Source organism: Natronorubrum halobium (assembly GCF_051351675.1).
In the GTDB taxonomy this organism is placed as follows: domain Archaea; phylum Halobacteriota; class Halobacteria; order Halobacteriales; family Natrialbaceae; genus Natronorubrum.
In genome coordinates, this window is record NZ_CP195595.1 from 3951339 (window position 1) to 3968584 (window position 17246).

Annotated in this window: 17 protein-coding genes; 6 read left to right on the top strand and 11 right to left on the bottom strand. The window is 63.6% G+C overall.

Going from position 1 to position 17246, the window contains the following annotated elements; all coding sequences use genetic code 11:
* Positions 1-43: 43 nt before the first annotated feature.
* From ACSFC7_RS19720 to ACSFC7_RS19750, 7 genes are all read right to left on the bottom strand, one after another.
* Positions 44-277: a MarR family transcriptional regulator gene (locus ACSFC7_RS19720; RefSeq protein ID WP_436344515.1), complete on the bottom strand. Its 234-nt coding sequence runs from the start codon at positions 275-277 to the stop codon at positions 44-46.
* Positions 278-731: 454 nt separating this feature from the next.
* On the bottom strand, positions 732-1130 hold the full coding sequence (locus ACSFC7_RS19725) for a hypothetical protein (protein ID WP_436344516.1): 399 nt from the start codon (positions 1128-1130) through the stop codon (positions 732-734).
* A gap of 2 nt (positions 1131-1132) precedes the next feature.
* Positions 1133-3226 carry a minichromosome maintenance protein MCM gene (locus ACSFC7_RS19730; RefSeq protein WP_436344517.1) on the bottom strand — a complete coding sequence of 698 codons (2094 nt, stop codon included), beginning with the start codon at positions 3224-3226 and terminating at the stop codon, positions 1133-1135.
* 187 nt (positions 3227-3413) lie between these two features.
* Positions 3414-3890 carry a hypothetical protein gene (locus tag ACSFC7_RS19735; protein ID WP_436344518.1) on the bottom strand — a complete coding sequence of 159 codons (477 nt, stop codon included), beginning with the start codon at positions 3888-3890 and terminating at the stop codon, positions 3414-3416.
* Positions 3883-4035: a hypothetical protein gene (locus ACSFC7_RS19740; protein ID WP_436344519.1), complete on the bottom strand. Its 153-nt coding sequence runs from the start codon at positions 4033-4035 to the stop codon at positions 3883-3885. Before ACSFC7_RS19740 ends, ACSFC7_RS19735 begins: the two co-directional genes overlap by 8 nt.
* Complete coding sequence (locus tag ACSFC7_RS19745; RefSeq protein WP_436344520.1) at positions 4028-4177, bottom strand: hypothetical protein; 150 nt, start codon at positions 4175-4177, stop codon at positions 4028-4030. The genes ACSFC7_RS19740 and ACSFC7_RS19745 overlap by 8 nt, the downstream gene beginning before the upstream one ends.
* 99 nt (positions 4178-4276) lie before the next feature.
* Complete coding sequence (locus tag ACSFC7_RS19750; protein WP_436344521.1) at positions 4277-5167, bottom strand: DNA-3-methyladenine glycosylase family protein; 891 nt, start codon at positions 5165-5167, stop codon at positions 4277-4279.
* A 297-nt stretch (positions 5168-5464) separates the two neighbouring features.
* On the opposite strand from ACSFC7_RS19750, the gene ACSFC7_RS19755 reads away from it, so the two are divergent.
* A complete protein-coding gene (locus ACSFC7_RS19755; RefSeq protein WP_436344522.1) occupies positions 5465-5965 on the top strand; it encodes a DUF555 domain-containing protein in 501 nt (166 codons plus the stop codon).
* A gap of 173 nt (positions 5966-6138) precedes the next feature.
* Here ACSFC7_RS19755 and ACSFC7_RS19760 read toward each other — a convergent pair whose 3' ends face one another.
* The 4 genes from ACSFC7_RS19760 to ACSFC7_RS19775 form a co-directional block, all read right to left on the bottom strand.
* Positions 6139-6375 carry a UPF0058 family protein gene (locus ACSFC7_RS19760; RefSeq protein WP_006090682.1) on the bottom strand — a complete coding sequence of 79 codons (237 nt, stop codon included), beginning with the start codon at positions 6373-6375 and terminating at the stop codon, positions 6139-6141.
* Between the two features lie 265 nt (positions 6376-6640).
* The gene (locus ACSFC7_RS19765) at positions 6641-6820 is read right to left on the bottom strand and encodes a DUF7836 family putative zinc-binding protein (RefSeq protein ID WP_436344523.1); all 180 of its coding nucleotides are present in this window, start codon (positions 6818-6820) and stop codon (positions 6641-6643) included.
* A 118-nt stretch (positions 6821-6938) separates the two neighbouring features.
* Positions 6939-7910: a transcription initiation factor IIB gene (locus ACSFC7_RS19770; RefSeq protein WP_436344524.1), complete on the bottom strand. Its 972-nt coding sequence runs from the start codon at positions 7908-7910 to the stop codon at positions 6939-6941.
* Between the two features lie 382 nt (positions 7911-8292).
* Positions 8293-8577, bottom strand: coding sequence for a DUF357 domain-containing protein (locus ACSFC7_RS19775; RefSeq protein ID WP_436344525.1), 285 nt, complete (start codon positions 8575-8577; stop codon positions 8293-8295).
* A 161-nt stretch (positions 8578-8738) separates the two neighbouring features.
* Here ACSFC7_RS19775 and ACSFC7_RS19780 point away from each other — a divergent pair, with 161 nt between their 5' ends.
* From ACSFC7_RS19780 to ACSFC7_RS19800, 5 genes are all read left to right on the top strand, one after another.
* Positions 8739-10034, top strand: a complete 1296-nt coding sequence (locus ACSFC7_RS19780; protein ID WP_436344526.1) for a DUF389 domain-containing protein — start codon at positions 8739-8741, stop codon at positions 10032-10034.
* 82 nt (positions 10035-10116) lie between these two features.
* Positions 10117-11442, top strand: a complete 1326-nt coding sequence (locus tag ACSFC7_RS19785) for an FAD-dependent oxidoreductase (protein WP_436344527.1) — start codon at positions 10117-10119, stop codon at positions 11440-11442.
* A 216-nt stretch (positions 11443-11658) separates the two neighbouring features.
* Complete coding sequence (locus tag ACSFC7_RS19790; protein WP_436344528.1) at positions 11659-12861, top strand: sugar phosphate nucleotidyltransferase; 1203 nt, start codon at positions 11659-11661, stop codon at positions 12859-12861.
* Positions 12861-14654, top strand: coding sequence for a glutamine--fructose-6-phosphate transaminase (isomerizing) (gene glmS, locus ACSFC7_RS19795; protein ID WP_436344529.1), 1794 nt, complete (start codon positions 12861-12863; stop codon positions 14652-14654). The genes ACSFC7_RS19790 and glmS overlap by 1 nt, the downstream gene beginning before the upstream one ends.
* Positions 14655-14755: 101 nt before the next feature.
* The gene (locus tag ACSFC7_RS19800) at positions 14756-17209 is read left to right on the top strand and encodes an MFS transporter (RefSeq protein WP_436344530.1); all 2454 of its coding nucleotides are present in this window, start codon (positions 14756-14758) and stop codon (positions 17207-17209) included.
* The last annotated feature ends 37 nt before the right edge of the window (positions 17210-17246 follow it).

Sequence of the window (17246 nt, forward strand, 5' to 3'; positions counted from 1 at the left end):
GCCGCGATTTTCACAGGCCATTCTGAAGAAAGAAATCGTGCTGCTATCTACTGAAAGAGTAGAGACTCTGCCGGGCATCGGATGGGTTCGGTCGGGAGTCGACGAGACTTTCCTCTTCGAGTCGATCGAGGGCGTACCGGAGCGTACGCTGGTGGAGTCGCGTTTCTTCCATCAGACCCTGTTGCGTGAGCTCCCCCTCCGCCTCGAGGACCCAGACGACAAGCTTCGCACTGGGTGGGAGGTCATCAATCTGGTCTCGGTGTTCCTGTTCAGGCATCGATTGTGTCACCTCGAGGGAGATCACGACAGTTCAAGCACGGGACGAACCGGAGTGGGTCCCCGCAGCGCTGGCAGTGACCGTCGGGGTAGCGCACTACTGGTCACCCCCTTTATTTCGCGTTGAGTTTCCTGACTGGTCACGCTGTGTGTCCGGTTGTAGTGTGCGATGTGGACGCTGGAATATAGCGCCCAATAGATGTGTGTATAACGATTGCTGCATCCTAGTTCGATTTAAGCTATTATCTGTCCATTCTCTACTCGAATCGATGACATCACTGCAAGATCGCCCAACCACTATCGCTATTTGTGAAAGTTGCGGAAAGCCAATAGCTTCGCGAGAACTACCAGACGGAGTGCTTCTCCCGATCGGATCGGGGAAGGAATGCCCATGTGGCAGTGGCGATTTTCGTCGTTTTGACTGATCAGTAGCGCCTGTGGAGTGTGCATTCTGGTCACTCATTCTGACCACCGTCCACCTGCTTGCGCAGGTACTGGATTCGCTGATTGGCGATTCCGATCACATCCCGTCGCGGATCATCACAATGCGAGCGGTTCGTTTCGATCTTCTCGAGCAGTTTCGTGGCGTCGTTGATCCCGAGTCGGATGCAGCCTTCGGCGTCGTCGGTCTGGAACAGATCACCGTTCCGACGAGCGGCCGTGATCGCTCGAGAGATCTCCTCGAGCGAGTAGCCCGATCGGCAGAGCGATCCGACCACCGACGGTTTGCTCGCCAGCGGTGGTTGTTTGCGCCCGCTGTTGTAGTCGATGACTCGGACGACGGTCTCGTACACCTCCTTGGTTCGCTTCCGGCGCTCTGCTTCCGTCTCTTGCTGTTGAGTTTGCATCGACATGATCAGGCCACCCTCCCGAGGTATCGGATGTGGTCATCCTGTGGCTCAGTTGCCTCGCCGGCTTGGAGCATGTTGTCCATATCTGTGTGGAGCCGATCGGCGCTGTAATCTCGCCGAAGTTCCTCCTGAACGTGTTCGATGACGGCCTCTCGTGGGACTCCATCACTGTAGTCGGCTGTGAGGTCGGCGATCGCCTGGGCAAGTGTTTGCATGCGGTCCTTCTGACTCTTTGACTGGCCAACTTCCACCACGTCAGCGTCGAACTCGCCATCCTCGTTCTTCCCGACGTCTTGCATCGACCGACCGGCCATCTCCGTCGCGATCTTCGCGTGACGCTCTTTGATCGTCTCCGAGAGCTCGAACTTCGCTGCTGCCTCCGCGATCCGGACCAGTCCCTCAAGGTCGCGGAAGGTGACTGGAACCGGGGAGTTGTCGCTGACGTCGTACAGCTTACGGATCTCGAGAAAGCTCTCGCGCAGTTGTTCTTTGACGTCCTGGCTTTCGAACGGCGGGTTCGGTTGCTGCTTTGCGACAGCGATCCACTTCCGGAAGATCTCAGGGTCGACGATCGGCTCCGCTTTGTCCTCGTCCTCGTCGAGATTGTCATCGCGTTTCGCCCCATCGCGGACGTCGAGGACGTGATCGGCCAGTTGCCGATCGCTCTCCTCGTCGGGGACGTCCTGGACGGTGAAGATCAGGTCGAAGCGCGACAGCAGGTCAGACCGGAAGTCGAACTGTTCCGGGATGGGTTCGTACGGATCGAATCGCCCATGTTTCGGGTTGCCTGCAGCGATCACCGAGGCCTGGGTTTCGAACGTCGCCTGCTCGCCGGCGATCGAGGCGTTGATCTTCTGTTTCGACATCGGCTCGAGCATGAACGCGCGGACGTCCGGGTCCATGTCGTCGAGTTCGTCGATGCAGACCGTCCCACCGTTCGCTTTCACGAACGCACCGGCTTTCAGTGACCACTCACCGTCGCCGAAGTCGTCCTGTTCGGCAGTGACCGTCAGACCAGGCCCGGTCGCTCGGCGGCTCGTCACGCCGACGGTCCGCCACCCGATCGACTCGGCACGGTCGATGAGCTTCGACTTCCCGGTTCCCGGATCACCGATCAGAAAGACGTTCAGTGTCGACCGGTCGCTGTCGCCGTCAGCGTACTGAATCTGTCCCCCAGAGACCATCGCGAGGATGAGCGCCTTCTTCTCGAGATCGTAGCCGAAGACCTTCGTCGTCAGCGACTGTGCACCTACGTCGAGCGGGAGACCCTCGGTACCATCCGCGAGCTCGCGGATCCGTTTGCGCTCTTGTGAGGAGACGTCGAGATCTTGTTGATCGGTCTGTTCGATCTCGATGTGGCAGCCCTCGAGGTAGGGATCGAACTTCGGCTGCTTTTGCGAGTTCTTCGTCTCCTGTTCGAAGTGGATGATCCCCGAGACGACGACGCGGTCACCGACCGTGACGTCGCCGGCGATATCGTCCTCGACGAACGCATCGATCTTCTGGCCGGCGCCGTCAGCCAGTTCCGGCGGCACTTTGATGCGGAGTTTCTGCGCGTCGACGAACTCCGACTGATCGAAGTTCACTTTGAACGGCCCCTGTCGCTCGCAGCCCTGGCACTCGTGAGGCTCCTGGAAGTCTCCATCGGCCTGCGGGATCCGGTTGAGCGTCGAACAGAGCTGGCATTCGAACGCCGCTTCCTCGATCTTCGGATAGACGTCGGATGTCTTCGTGATCTCACCCCGGATCGAACGGTAGTCAGCGAGATGTTCGGATGGGGAGAACTCGCCCGGGTAGAACGTGTGTTCCTCCGGGAGATTCCCTACGCGTATGTGGGCGTTGAGCGTGATGTCGATCGAGAGGTCGAACATCCGCAACGCCTCCTCGAAGTACCGACGCATCTGCTCCGGTTGTGTGAGGAGATCGTCGGCGACGTCGGGATCGAACTTGTGGACGTCCCGCCAGTCGACCTCGAGGGAGCGCTGTTCGTTCGGATACTTCTGGGCCAGTTGCCCGATCGCCTCTTTGTAGTAGCGACGATAGAACTTCGTCGCCAGGCGATCGGTGATCGGTTCGTCTTGGGATTGTTGGGTTGACATTGGATCGGTCACGGTTTTCGTCTGCGAATAAAACCGAATCGAGCCTTCGTGACGTTGAACGACGGCGTCGGACGGCGTCGGATTCGGCGTACTCACAGCTAACGGACACTTATTTACACAACACCACTTGTACTGAGTTACACTCAGATTTACGGAGGGGGAATCCCTCGATGGAACGAACCCATCCTCAGATCACCCCCTCCGAATCCGTTTTATTCGCGGACGAAAACGCGGCTCCTGTTCTCGCCTCATCTGCGTCGACGGCCAGTTGCTTCCCTTTCCCGGCAGGATCTCGGTATTCGAATCCGGGAGCGTCTGCGGCGAGTCGCATCAACTTGTAGCAGTAGTCTGCGCTAGGTTCGCCGTCGAAGACACTCCACATGACGTCGTTGTAGTCGAGCGTCGCTTTGCCATGGCCGTTGGTCGCTCGCTGGAACGCGTGTTCACGGACGCGGCCAACGCGACCGTCGCGATCGAGATCGTCGTACGACTTCGTTTCCTCGAGGTCCTGGTAGCGCAGCTCGAGTGCGGTGACACGATCGGCGAGGTCGCCGTTTTCCTCCCGGAGCTTTTCGACCTCATCCTCGAGATCCGAGCAGCGGTTCATCGCACGCTGGGCAACCTGGAGCGCATCCTCTGGGCTGACCTCTGGCGTCTCACCCATCGAGATCACCTTCGAGGCGCTCGATGCGGGCATCGATTTCGTCGGTTTCTGCGTGGAGGACGTTGATCTCGTCCTCGAGGAAGACGCACTTACCGAGCGTGCGTTGGGAGATCACGACCGCGTCTGCAGCCGGCGATTCAGACAAAGCGGATCACCTCGCAGTCCTTGGCGTGGGTCGAACAGACCGTTCGCTCGCCGTGTTCTGGGTGATCGATGACGTACTCGGCGTCATCGGTACAGCCGAGCGCTCCGCAGAACGGGCCGAACCCGTCGGTCGCGGAGCTCACACACAGACACCTCCTACAGGAGTAAACCCTATACTGGGATACTGACCGGAACGGTTTCCGTGGGTTTCCGATACAGCGTTATGTTCCGATATTACCTCTCTAAGCCTCTCTTCCACCAGTTCTGAGGAAATGGAAGATGTACGTCTGGGCGTAGCCCGCGTACTCGCCGCCCAGTTCCGCCCGAAGTGCCCGCGAGGTCGCGGCGTAGGAGCCCCGATCACAGTTCGGGTAGTAGTCCTCGATGGCCGACTTGATCCACGTGTCCAGCGGCACGGCTTCGTCGAAGCCCAGCGAGAACAACAGGACGCAGTCGGCTACCTTGTCGCCGACGCCGACAAATCGTGTCAGGTATTCGCGGGCGGCTTCGTACTCGAGGGCCCGAGCCTCGGCCGGATGCGCCTCGCCGCTCGCCACCATCTCGGCCGTGCGGACGACGTAGGGTGCCCGGTAGCCGAGTCCGAGGTCGCGGAGTTCGGCTTCGGTCGCCGCCGCCAGTTGATCCGGCGTCGGAAACGCGTGGTAGGTCTCCCCGTCGAACCCGAACGCGTCGCCGTACTCGCGGGCCAGCGTCGAAACCATCGTGTGGATCCGGCTGACGCGCATCTGCGCCGAGCAGATGAACGAGATCAGACAGCCGAAGGGCGGATCCTCGACCAGTCGCATCCCCCGGTGGGCCTCGTAGGCCTCGTGGAGGAGCGGATCGTCCGGCGCGGCCGCCACGATCGCCTCGAGGTCGTCGTCCAGTCGAACCAGTCGACGGACGGTCGCCTCGGCGTCGGTCGTCGACTCCCACTCGAGGACCCCATCGAGTTGCCGGATACGGATTACCTCACCATCGACGACGGTGTAATACCACGCCTCGCCGGGCGGCGTGCCGCTGTACATCTCGCCGTCGCTCCGTCGCCAGCAGTAGCTCTGGCCGCTCTCGAGCGTCCGGTACAGGTCGAGTCCGCCGGAGAGGCTGTCGATCGGAATCGTCCCCGTCTCCATCTGTCCGACCCTTCGGGAGCGGAGGCTTTTGCCTTTCGAACCGAGCGCCGCACCGATCCCCAGGGCGTCGCGGTCGAGACCGTCAGCGCTGTCCCCGGTGCTCGTCGGTACGGCATCGAACTACCGCGCTCGCGGTCACACCGTCACGATCCCCGTCCTCGATTACACCGTCCCGATCCCCGTCCTCGATTACACCGTCCCGATTGTCGTCACGAAACCGGCGTACAGGGTCGCCGCTCGTGGAATCGGATTCGTATGAGGCGAACCTTCATACTGCAGGCGACACAATGTCTAGGTATGCACTGCAGGGTTGTCGTCGAAGCCGCCGTGCCGGTGTTCGACGTTGAGACGGAGGACGAGGCGATCCGTATCGCCATCTCGAAGACGGGCGAGATGCTGAACCCTGACTTAAATTACGTCGAGATCAACATGGGCGAGCGCACCTCTCCATCGGGGGAGGAGTTGCCACCCGCCTTTATCGCGGCCGACGAAGCGCTCGTCGCGCTCGAGCTGGAGATGACCGTCTTCAACGTCGAGCGCGAGGAACACGCCTCACGAATCGCCCGCAAAGAGATCGGCCAACTGCTCGAGAATATTCCGCTCGAGGTCATCAGCATCGAGGAGTTCGAGGACGAAGACGACGCGGAGGACGACGAGTCGGCGGACGATGACGACGCGGAGACGGCCGATCGGGACGACGAGAGCGAGCCGGACGAATCGGCTGGCTCCGAGACGGAGACCGAAGCGGCGGACGACGACGATGAGATCCTTCCCGAGTTCGAGGATCTCGTAGAATAATCGCGCCACCGTTTTCGATCGGATATCGGTTGTTACCCGCCGAAACTCCCAGCTGAGCCGAATTGAGCGAGTACAGGAGCGAGTGTCGTCGATAGAAACGGTTCGAAACGGTCGGCCGGACGACGAGTCTCGCCAGTCACAGTGTAGAGTACTCGAAGGAGACGATGTACGTTTCAGTCTGCAGTAGCGGCAACTGCTTCCTGCTCCCCCTCGCGCATATTCATCGTGATTCCCCCCGCGAGTGCAAAGACAGCAGCTTTGTGATCTGTTTTCGACTTGTGGATAGATGTCGGCCGGATCCCGAGTGTCTCGTACTCCTCGAGGTCGATCTGACAGTCATCCCATGCCGCACACTGGTTCGATACCTCCGCGAGAAGGCCGTGAAGGTGAATGAGCTCCTGCTTCTTCATAACCATGCAATCCTACCCACTGCAGGGTTATATTATTATCTTGAGTCGCGTTAACACGCAACCCGTACTCGAGGCGGAGTATGTCACCGACTAGAGGTCACCGAAGGTCGCACCTACCGTTCGGAAATCGCCGGAAGGGAGCGACTACAATCGGTTGTTACCTCCATAACGACGGTTTTCGTTTCAGTTTCCAAGGGGACTACTTAGGAGAGTTAAACGGTCACTACTGTTGGACCGAACGGCCGACGAGCGGGGCCGCCGATCGTTACCCGAGTTGCTTCAGCGTCTGGAGATCACGGTCCGTTCGCATGAACTCGGACATCCGTCGAGATGCGTGACAGTTCGGGCAGTGGAACATCGCGGTGGATCCGGGAAGTTCGCCCGGAGTAATCTGCCACTCTTTCGTACATTCAGGACACAACAGTCGGACGGTCGTCTGGTCCATGTCACGGTGTTCCACACCACGCCTCAAAAGTGTTGTCGCACGTTCGCTCACGAATCGGCCGGTCGCAGATCCCGACGTCGCACCGATACCGCCGATGACAGGTCCCGAAAGCCGTCGTTTACGCCGGGGCTGCCGTGTCGGAGGCTTCGAGTAGCTCCTTGTAGCGGTTGCGGATCGTGACCTCGGAGATGCTGGCGACCTCGCTGACGTCGTTCTGAGTGACCTTCTCGTTGGTCAACAGCGCCGCGGCGTACACCGATGCGGCGGCGAGGCCAACCGGCGATTTCCCGCTGTGGACGCCTTCCTGACGCGCGGACTCGAGCAGTTCGCGGGCCATGCGTTCGGTCTCGTCCGAGAGATCGAGGTCGCTGACGAACCGCGGCACGTAGTGTTCGGGGTCAGCGGGCTTGACCTCGAGGCCGAGTTCCCGGATGATGTACCGGTACGTTCGGGTCAACTCCATCTTCTCGACGCGGGACACGGCCGAAATCTCGTCGAGGCTGCGCGGCGTGCCGGCCTGTCGGGCGGACGCGTACAGCGAGGCCGTCGCGACGCCTTCGATCGAGCGGCCGGGGAGGAGGTCCTCCTCGAGCGCGCGGCGGTAGATCACGCTGGCGGTCTCGCGGACGTTCTCGGGGAGACCCAGGGCGGAGGCCATCCGGTCGATCTCGCCCAGCGCCTGTTTGAGGTTGCGCTCTTTCGAGTCGCGGGTGCGGAAGCGCTCGTTCCAGGTGCGTAGCCGCTGCATCTTCTGGCGCTGGCGACTCGAGAGGGAGCGACCGTAGGCGTCCTTGTCCTGCCAGCCGATGTTGGTCGACAGGCCCTGGTCGTGCATCATGTTCGTCGTCGGCGCACCGACGCGGGACTTCTTGTCTTTCTCGGCGGCGTCGAAGGCGCGCCACTCCGGACCGCGGTCGATCTCGTCTTCCTCGACGACGAGGCCGCAGTCCTCACAGACCGTCTCGGCGTGTTCGGCGTCCGAGAGGACTCGGCCGCCACACTCGGGGCACACCTCTCGCTCACCCGATTCCTCGGTCGTTTCTTCGCCCTCTTCCTCGCTCGTATAGGTTCTGATTGTGGTGTCTGTCATGGTGTATCGGGACGCTTACTCGCGGCTCCCGGGTGGGGTAACCAGAAGAAACCCGGTCGCCTCGGCTAACATATAGTTAGGCCGTAAGCCATATAAAGATTTCGCCTTCTTTATAAACTAATCGGGAAAGCTGTTATATATGTTTTGGTTATATAGTGATTGATCGTTACCGATGCGGGCCGCAGTGACCGACTACTCGCTCCGACGGGCGCCCCGGCCCGCGGCTCTCGAACCGGACTCGACTCGCGCCGGTCGCCGATGACGATTCGCGTCACTTCGTACGCGTAAACGGCGTTCAGATACAGAAAGGTAGTGTCCAAACACGTTGGTACTGTCACCGACGTCACCGTTCACGTCCCGCATAACCGAGTGTGGGGCGAGACTAGACCGTGAACAGATGCCCGTCCGTGGGCACGTCGAACAATCCGACTCGCGCTCCGGCGTCGAGCCACGCGTGCCCGTAGGAAAACGAGGCCAACGCGTTGACGAGGTCGCCCTCCTCGCGGAAGTGACGGCCGTCCTCGAGGTACGACGCCGCCATCTCGTAACACTCGTCGGCCGCCTCGGCCATCGGCGTTCCCTCCGGCGGGGCAACTGAAGCCGCCTCGAGCGCCTCCGCGAGCAATTCGCCGTAGCGATCCGTCTTTTCCTCGAGATCCGCAGCCATAGTCGATGCTCGGCCGTCGGCACCGTAACTGTGTCGTCAGCGGACCGCCGTTCCCCGACCGCGCGGAACCCCGAACGCCGATGGTTCGACGACGGATACGTGAACGCGTTCGGCCGGTTAACGACTTCATAGGCTTGAGCCGTCCCGGCGTGGGCTCGAGCGTGCGACTGATCGAACTGTTCGTGCCGGACCACAGGTCCGACGACGCGCTGGCGGTCCTCGACGAGGAGGGGATCGACTACGTCCGGACCGCGGAAGCCAGCGACGGGACAGATGGAGAACTCGTCAGCTTTCCGGTCCCGCCGCAGGCTGTCGAACGCGTTCTGTCGTCGCTTCGCGAGGCCGGGATCGACGACGATTACGTCGTCGTCTCCTCGATCGAGACGGCGCGAACGCCTCGGATCGACGAACTCGAAGACCGCTACGTCAACGGGCGGGCGGAGGACGACAGCATCGCCCACGAGGAGATCAGGTCTCGAGCGATGAACATGACGCCCGGACGGGTCACCTACTACGCGATGACCGTGTTGAGCGCGGTCGTCGCGACCGCGGGACTGTTGCTCGACTCGCCGGCGATCGTCGTCGGTTCGATGGTGATCGCGCCGCAGGTCAGTGCGGCGTTGACGGGGACCGTCGGGCTCGTCCTCGACGACCGAAAGATGATCGTCGACGGGCTGACCTCCCTCGCCGTCGGACTGGTCGCCGCCATCGCCAGCGCGTTCGCCTTCGCCTGGCTGGTTCGCTCGGGCGGGATCGTCCCCTCGACGATCGACATCACGGCCATCGTGCAGGTCCAGAACCGGATCTCGCCGGGGCTGCTCGTGTTGATCGTCGGGATCTGTGCCGGTGCCGCCGGCGCGTTCGGTCTCGCCACGGCGATTCCCGTCTCGCTGGTCGGCGTCATGATCGCCGTCGCGCTCATCCCGGCGGCCGCGGCGGTTGGTATCGGCCTGGCCTGGGGCGATCCGTCCGTCGCGCTCGGCGCGTTCGTGCTGGTCGCCGTCAATGCCACGTCGATCCTCTTCTCCGGGCTCACCGTCTTCTGGTATCTGGGTTATCGACCCGACGGCTGGACGCGCGGCTCGATTCGGGAGAATATCTCCGGTGACTGGGTCGGTACCCTCGCCGTCGCCGTCGTTCTGGGCGTGATCGTGCTCTCCATGGGCGGCTTCGTCCTTGGACAGTACGTCCTCTACGAGAACAGCGTCAACGACGAGGTTCGAACCGTCCTCGACGACGACGAGTACGCCGACCTCGAACTCGTCGAGGTCCGAACCGAATTCGTCAGTACCGGCGTGGACGACGGAACGGAGGTCACCGTCGTCGTCCAGCGACCCGCCGATGCGCCCTACCCGACCCTCGTCTCCGATCTCGAGACGGCCCTCGAAGACCGGACCGACCGCGACATCGCCGTCGTCGTCGAGTTCGTCGATGCGGGGCGGTCTACTGCGGTCTAACGACGACTCGGGACGTCACAGGAGGGGGCGCCGCGTTGCTGAGAACGCAAGCGGTTTAGGCACTCTATCCCAATCCGTAGCCATGAGCGAACAGCCTCGAGTCGAGATCTATACCAAAGAGGACTGTCCGTACTGCGACAAGGCCAAGGATCTCTTCGACGCGAAGGGAGTCGAGTACGAGACGTACAACGTAACCGGCGACGACGACCTGTTCGAGGAGATGGTCGAGCGAGCGAACGGGCGCAAGACGGCCCCCGAAGTCTTCATCGACGACGAACTGATCGGCGGCTGGGACGACACCAGCGCACTTGACGAGACGGGCGAACTGGACGCGAAACTCGGTATCGAAGACGATACCGAAGCGGGCGAGGTTCTCGAACACCGCAAGCTGATCATCGCGGGAACCGGAATCGCCGGACTGACGGCGGCGATCTACGCCGGCCGGGGCGACAACAACCCGTTAGTCATCGAAGGCGACGAACCCGGCGGGCAGCTCACGCTGACCACCGACGTCGCGAACTACCCCGGTTTCCCGGACGGCATCGGCGGCCCCGAACTGGTCAACAACATGAAAGAGCAGGCCAAACAGTTCGGCGCCGACCTGAAAAACGGCATCGTCAAATCGGTCGATGCTGACACCAAGCCGTTCCGCGTCGAGATGACCAACGGGGACGTCTACACGGCCGACGCCGTCATCGCGGCCTCCGGTGCGAGCGCACGAACGCTCGGCATCCCCGGCGAGGACGAACTCATGGGCTACGGGCTCTCGACCTGTGCCACCTGCGACGGCGCGTTCTTCCGCGGCGAGGACATGCTCGTCGTCGGCGGCGGCGACGCCGCCATGGAGGAGGCCTCGTTCCTCACGAAGTTCGCCGACACCGTCTACATCGCCCACCGGCGCGAGGAGTTCCGCGCCGAACAGTACTGGATCGACCGCGTCCACGAAAAAGTCGAGGAGGGAGAGATCGAGATCATGAAGAACACGGAAGTGACGGAGATCCACGGCTCACAGGAGGCGGGTGTCGACCACGTCACCCTCGTCGAAAACGACAAGGGTCATCCCACGGACCGACTCGACGACCCCGAAACCGACGAGTTCGAGTTCGACGTCGGGGCCGTCTTCTTCGCGATCGGCCACACTCCGAACACGGACTATCTCGAGGGTACCGGCGTGAAAATGGACGGCGAGGGCTACCTCCGGACCCAGGGCGGCGACGGTGGCGGTCAGACGGAGACCGACGTTCCCGGCATCTTCGGCGCCGGCGACGTCGTCGACTTCCACTACCAGCAGGCCGTCACCGCTGCTGGCATGGGCTCGAAGGCCGCACTGGACGCCGACGAGTATCTCGAGGACCTCGAGCGCGCGGAATCGACGAGCGAGGGCGAGGCCGTCGCTGCGGACGACTAACTGGTTACTAAACCGCTACGCGGACGGTTTCTCGTTCCCGTTCGACCGAATCCTCGCTCCGTTCGAGACGCATTTTCGTTCCGGTTGCGACGGTTCTACTGCTCTCGAGGAACCCACAGTACGGTATCGCAGACAGTCCGTTCGACGACGGTTTCGGGAGCTATACCGGCCAAAATACCGGAAGACATACACAGGCTGTGCGACGAAAAGGCACGCATGACTGTTCGATCCGCTATCGTTCTCGCTGCTGGGGAGGGAAAGCGGCTCCGGCCGCTGACGGAACACCGGCCGAAGCCCATGCTTCCCGCCGCCACGGAACCGATTCTGGCGCACGTCTTCGATTCGCTGATCGCGGCCGGAATTACGGAGCTAACGGTCGTCGTCGGCTACGGTCGCAACCGCGTGCAGTCGTACTTCGGACCGACGTACCGTGACATTCCCGTGACGTACGTGACTCAGGAGAAACAGCTCGGGAGCGGACACGCGCTGGCAGCCGCCGAGTCGACGGTAACGGGCCCGTCGCTCGTCGTGAACGGCGACCAACTCGTCGACCGACGAATCGTCGAGGACGTCGTTGAGGCTCACGGCGAGGCCGACGACGCCGCGGCGACCATCGGCGTGATCCAACACGGGACGGTCGCGGAGTACGGCGGCGTCCTCCTCGAGAACGGCGACTCGGCCGACTCGTCCCGTCCCGTCGCCGAAATCGTCGAGAATCCGCGCGACGATCGGAGCTACCTGCTCAACGCGGGCGTCTACGCGCTCGAGGAGCGCGCGTTCGATATCGTCCGGAGTGCGAACCCGCGGAGCGGGGAACACTCGATCGTGGACGGGCTCGACGCACTGATCAACGGCGGCGAACCGGTCCGGGGCGTGCTCTCGGAGGGGATCTGGATCGACGCGACCTATCCGTGGGACTTACTCGAGGTCGCCGACGCCCTCCTCGAGAGCGGCGAGCGCGTCGAGAGCACGACGGCGTCGTCCGCTCGAATTCACGAGAGCGCGACGATTCGCGGCCCCGTCGTCATCGCCGACGATTGCGTCGTCGGTCCCGGCGCGGTGGTCGGTCCCAACGTCTGTCTCGGCGAGAACGTCACCGTCGGCTCGAACGTCGTCTGCGAACACAGCGTCGTCGACGCCGACACGCGGATCGGCCCGAACGCGACGCTCGTCGACTGCGTGACCGGCCGCGGCGTCCGCGTCGGAGCCGGATCGACCGTCGTCGGCGGTCCCGGTGACGTTCACGTCGGCGACCGAATCCACCGAAACGAAGAGCTCGGCGCCCTCATCGCCGATCGCGTCCGCGACGAGGGCGGAGTGACGTACGCGCCGGGGACCATCGTCGGATCGAACGCCGTCATCGGGTCCGGAACCACCGTCCGCGGCACGATCGACTCCGAGACGGAGGTGCGATCCTGATGTGTGGCATCGTCGGCTACGTCGGAACGGGCGACGCCATCGACGTCCTGATGAACGGCCTCTCCGGCCTCGAGTACCGCGGCTACGATTCGGCCGGGGTGGCGGTGGCGAACCCGTCGCTCGCGGTCTACAAGCGAGAGGGCGAACTCGCCGAACTCGAGTCGGCGCTGCCGACCGCGGAACTGCACGGGAAACCGATCGGCATCGGCCACACCCGCTGGAGTACGCACGGGCCGCCGTCGGACGTCAACGCACACCCGCACACGGACGGCGAGGGGCGCGTCGCCGTCGTCCACAACGGGATCATCGAGAACTATCAGTCGCTGCGCGACGAGCTGACGGCGGACGGCGTCACGTTCGAGAGCGAGACGGACACCGAGGTCGTGCCGCACCTGATCGGCCGTGCCCTCGAGGAGGGGATGACCCCCGAAACGGCGTTTCGGACCGCCATCGATCGGATCGAAGGGAGCTACGCCGTGGCCGCCGTCTTCGCCGGCTCGGAGACGATCTACGCCGCCCGACAGGCGTCGCCGCTGGTGCTCGGCATCGGCGACGACGGCTACTACCTCGCGAGCGACGCGCCGGCCTTCATCGAGTACACCGACCGGGTCGTTTATCTGGAGGACGGGGAGTTCGCGCGACTCTCGCCCGAGGAAGTCGTCGTCACGGACTCGAGCGGATCCGTCGTCGAGACGCCCGTCGAGACGATCGAGTGGGACGCCGAGGACGCCGGCAAGAGCGGCTACGACCACTACATGCTCAAGGAGATCCACGAACAACCGACGGCGCTCCGGCAGTGTCTACGGGGCCGCGTGGACGAACTGAGCGGGACGGTGGCTCTCGAGGAACTCGGCGCGCTCAAGTCGTCGTCATCGGTGCAGTTCGTCGCCTGTGGAACGTCCTACCACGCCGCGCTGTTCGGGGCCACGCTGTTACGCGAGCGCGGCGTCTCGGCCCAGTCGTTTCTGGCCAGCGAGTACTCGACCGACCGGGTTCCGGTCGACTCCTCGACCCTCGTCGTCGGCGTCACGCAGAGCGGCGAGACCGCCGACACGATGCGGGCGCTGCGCGAGGCGAACCGCGCCGGCGCGGAGACGGTCGCCGTGACGAACACCGTCGGCAGCTCGGCGGCGCGGGAGTGCGACCACGCCCTGTACATTCGTGCCGGTCCCGAAATCGGCGTCGCCGCGACGAAAACCTTCGCGAGCCAGCAGGTCGCGTTGACGCTGCTCGCGTGTCGGCTGAGCGACGGATCGAATCACGACGTGATTCGCGCGTTGCGCGACGTTCCCGACCAGGTCCAGACCGTCCTCGATACGTCGCAGGCGACCGAGATCGCCGCGGAGTACGCCGATTCGGACGCCTTCTTTTTCATCGGACGGGGCTACCAGTACCCCGTCGCGCTCGAGGGCGCGCTCAAACTGAAGGAGATTACCTACTGCCACGCCGAGGGCTTCGCCGCCGGCGAGTTGAAACACGGCCCGCTGGCACTCGTGACCGAGGAAACACCCGTGTTCGCACTCGTGGTTGGCGACGACGAACGGGCACACAAGACCGTCAGCAACGTCAAAGAGGTCGAGGCCCGCGACGCGCCCGTCGTGGCGGTGACCGACGGCCGGACCGACGTCGAACGCTACGCGGATCACGTCCTCGAGGTGCCCGCGTCGAACGCCATCGGCGCGGCGGTCACCGCGAACGTCCAGTTGCAACTGGTCGCCTACTGGGTCGCCCACCGCCTGGGTCGATCGATCGACAAACCGCGACATCTGGCGAAGAGCGTTACCGTGGAGTGATCCCTCGGCTTGACGCCGATCGTTCGCACGCGGCGATGCGGGATCACCAGTACCGGCCCGGAGCGAAAACATGATGAGTGCTTACACTCACGTCATGGCCAATGACCGACGCCGACTCGAGCGCGCTCGCCGATGCGACCGCCTCGTTTCTCGCAGATCACGACGAGGGGGACCAGGCACTCGAGGCCGTGCTCGAGGTCGATTCCGGCTCCGAAACCTGGACGTTCGACGATATTCCGCTGGATTCCGGGACGTTCGGTGAACTGGTCTCTCGAGGGATCGTCGAGAAGGTCGACGGCGAGTACCGGGTCGTCGATGCGGCCGTCGTCCGGGCCGTGATGTCGGGTGAGGCGGTGGATGTGGACTCGAGCGACGGCGAATCGTTCGACCTCCGCTCGGCGTTCGACCTCGGTATCTGGGGTGATCGACGGGCGCTCGCCGGAGTCGTCGGCGCGTTGCTGCTGGTCGTCGCGATGCGGATCACGCAGTACCGGTCGGTGTTCCGCGGCGAGCACGTCGTTTCGCCGGGTAACGATCCGTACTACTACCGGTACTGGACGGAAACGCTGCTGGCGGAGTCGACGAACCCGACGGATATCGGCGTCCTCGCGGAGATGCCGGCCGACGCCGTCGGTCGGCGACCGTTGACCCACGCACTGAACTGGTGGTTCGCGACGTTGTTAGGCGGCGACCAGTGGGCCGCCGACGCGGTCGCGGCCTGGTTACCCGTCGTCGCGTCGGTCGCGCTCGCCGTCGTCATCTACGCGCTGGCGGTCGTGGTGACGAGAGACGTCAGGGTCGGCATCGCCTCCGTGGTGCTGTTCGCCGTCACGCCCGTCCACGCCGTGTACACGCAGGTGGGCTTTCTCGAGCACCGGCTGCATCAGTACCTCTGGCTCGGCGTGACGCTTCTGACGCTGGCGTGGCTCGCGGTCGATCTGACGCGGCGGCGGGAGACGAACGCCGATCGGGACGCAGTTCGCGACCACCTCTCGTCGCCAGGGGCGTGGCTCGTTGCGGTGGTTCTGGGCGTGGCGCTCGGTGTTTCGGTGCACCTGTGGGGCGGCTCCTCCTTGCTGTTCGTGCCGCTGGCCGCGTACGTCGGACTTCGAGCCGTTGTCGACGCCCGCGAGGGGATCTCGCCGACGCTGGCGAATCTGCCCGTCGTGGTCGCTATCGCGATCGGGACCGGAATCTCGGTCTGGTTTCACACCAACTGGGGCTGGCACTACGGGTTCGTCGCGTACACGCCCGCGATGGTGCTCGGCGGTGCGGTCGTCGTGCTCGCGCTGGGCGATCTGTGGCGTCGCGTCGATATCCACCCCGGCGCGCTCGTCGCGCTCGAGACGGCCATCGCCGGCGTCGGTCTCTACGCCCTTCGCCGGTTTCGGCCGGGCGACTGGGCGGACGCGCGAACTCGAGCCGACGATCTGCTCTTTCGGGAAAACATCACGGAGACGGCGTCGTTGTTCACCCCCGACTACGCGGTGATCTTCGGTCCGTTGATCCAGCTCGGGGTCGGCTTCTATCTCGGGGCCGCAGTTCTGGTGTGGGCCGTCTGGCTCGTCTCCCGTCAGTACGAACCCGCGTGGTTGTTGCTTGCAGTGTACGCGTCGTTCTGTACGCTACTCGCCGCGATACAGGTTCGGTTCGCCGCGCAACTCGCGGTTCCGCTGTCGGTTCTGGGCGGCGTCGGCTTCGTCTACGCGCTGTCGACGATCGACCTCGCGCGGCGACCGGTACCGTTCCGACGGGGCACCGAACGACCGAAGGCGGTGGCGGCGGACGGCGGCAGCGACGAGCCCTCGATCACGCTTCCCGACGCGCGGAAGATGGGGTACGTTCTCGGCGTCGGACTCCTCGTCTGCGGGTTCAGTCTGCTCTACGTTCCCGGCCTCTCCGGACAGATAACCCACGGCGACGCGGAGTTCGAGGCCGCGCTGGCGATCGACGAACACGCGGCCGAAGCGGATCGGGAGTATCCCGAGAGCTTCGTGCTGAGCGAGTGGGGCGACAACCGGATGTACAACTACCACGTGAGCGGGGAGTCCCAGCGGTACGGGTACGCGATGGCTAACTTCGACGACTTCCGGTTCGGCGACGATCCGGACGGCAACTACAGCCAGTTCGAAGACCGGGTCGGCTACGTCGTCGTGACCGAGCGGGACCGCGATCTGCCGGCCGAGAGCGCACACGCGCAACTGCTCGAGGAACTCGGTACCGGTGGCGACGACGGCGAGGCGCTCGCACACTATCAGTTGCTCTCCGTCGACGACGATCGATCCGCCGCGGCGTTCGTCGTGGTCCCGGGTGCAACGATCGAAACCACGGCCGAGCCGAACGAAACCGTGACCGTCAGCACGTCGGTCTCGGTCGACGGCGAGTCGTTCACCTACGAGCGCGCGGTGACGGTCGGGGAGGACGGCCGACTCGCGGTGACGGTTCCGTACGCCGGCACGTATTCGGTCGGCGACGACAGCGTCGACGTGACCGAGTCGGCCGTCCTGGAGGGGGAGACAGTCGAGGTCGGTGCTGGCGACGGCGACTCGAACTGAGTTCCTGATACCCGCCGTATTCGGACCACCGTTCTCG

Bases quoted from the DNA above. Each gene is read 5' to 3' on its own strand.
- ACSFC7_RS19720 (WP_436344515.1), bottom strand. From the start codon at position 277: ATGCCTGAACAGGAACACCGAGACCAGATTGATGACCTCCCACCCAGT.
- ACSFC7_RS19725 (WP_436344516.1), bottom strand. From the start codon at position 1,130: ATGTCGATGCAAACTCAACAGCAAGAGACGGAAGCAGAGCGCCGGAAG.
- ACSFC7_RS19730 (WP_436344517.1), bottom strand. From the start codon at position 3,226: ATGTCAACCCAACAATCCCAAGACGAACCGATCACCGATCGCCTGGCG.
- ACSFC7_RS19735 (WP_436344518.1), bottom strand. From the start codon at position 3,890: ATGGGTGAGACGCCAGAGGTCAGCCCAGAGGATGCGCTCCAGGTTGCC.
- ACSFC7_RS19750 (WP_436344521.1), bottom strand. From the start codon at position 5,167: ATGGAGACGGGGACGATTCCGATCGACAGCCTCTCCGGCGGACTCGAC.
- ACSFC7_RS19755 (WP_436344522.1), top strand. From the start codon at position 5,465: ATGCACTGCAGGGTTGTCGTCGAAGCCGCCGTGCCGGTGTTCGACGTT.
- ACSFC7_RS19760 (WP_006090682.1), bottom strand. From the start codon at position 6,375: ATGAAGAAGCAGGAGCTCATTCACCTTCACGGCCTTCTCGCGGAGGTA.
- ACSFC7_RS19765 (WP_436344523.1), bottom strand. From the start codon at position 6,820: ATGGACCAGACGACCGTCCGACTGTTGTGTCCTGAATGTACGAAAGAG.
- ACSFC7_RS19770 (WP_436344524.1), bottom strand. From the start codon at position 7,910: ATGACAGACACCACAATCAGAACCTATACGAGCGAGGAAGAGGGCGAA.
- ACSFC7_RS19775 (WP_436344525.1), bottom strand. From the start codon at position 8,577: ATGGCTGCGGATCTCGAGGAAAAGACGGATCGCTACGGCGAATTGCTC.
- ACSFC7_RS19785 (WP_436344527.1), top strand. From the start codon at position 10,117: ATGAGCGAACAGCCTCGAGTCGAGATCTATACCAAAGAGGACTGTCCG.
- ACSFC7_RS19790 (WP_436344528.1), top strand. From the start codon at position 11,659: ATGACTGTTCGATCCGCTATCGTTCTCGCTGCTGGGGAGGGAAAGCGG.
- glmS (WP_436344529.1), top strand. From the start codon at position 12,861: ATGTGTGGCATCGTCGGCTACGTCGGAACGGGCGACGCCATCGACGTC.
- ACSFC7_RS19800 (WP_436344530.1), top strand. From the start codon at position 14,756: ATGACCGACGCCGACTCGAGCGCGCTCGCCGATGCGACCGCCTCGTTT.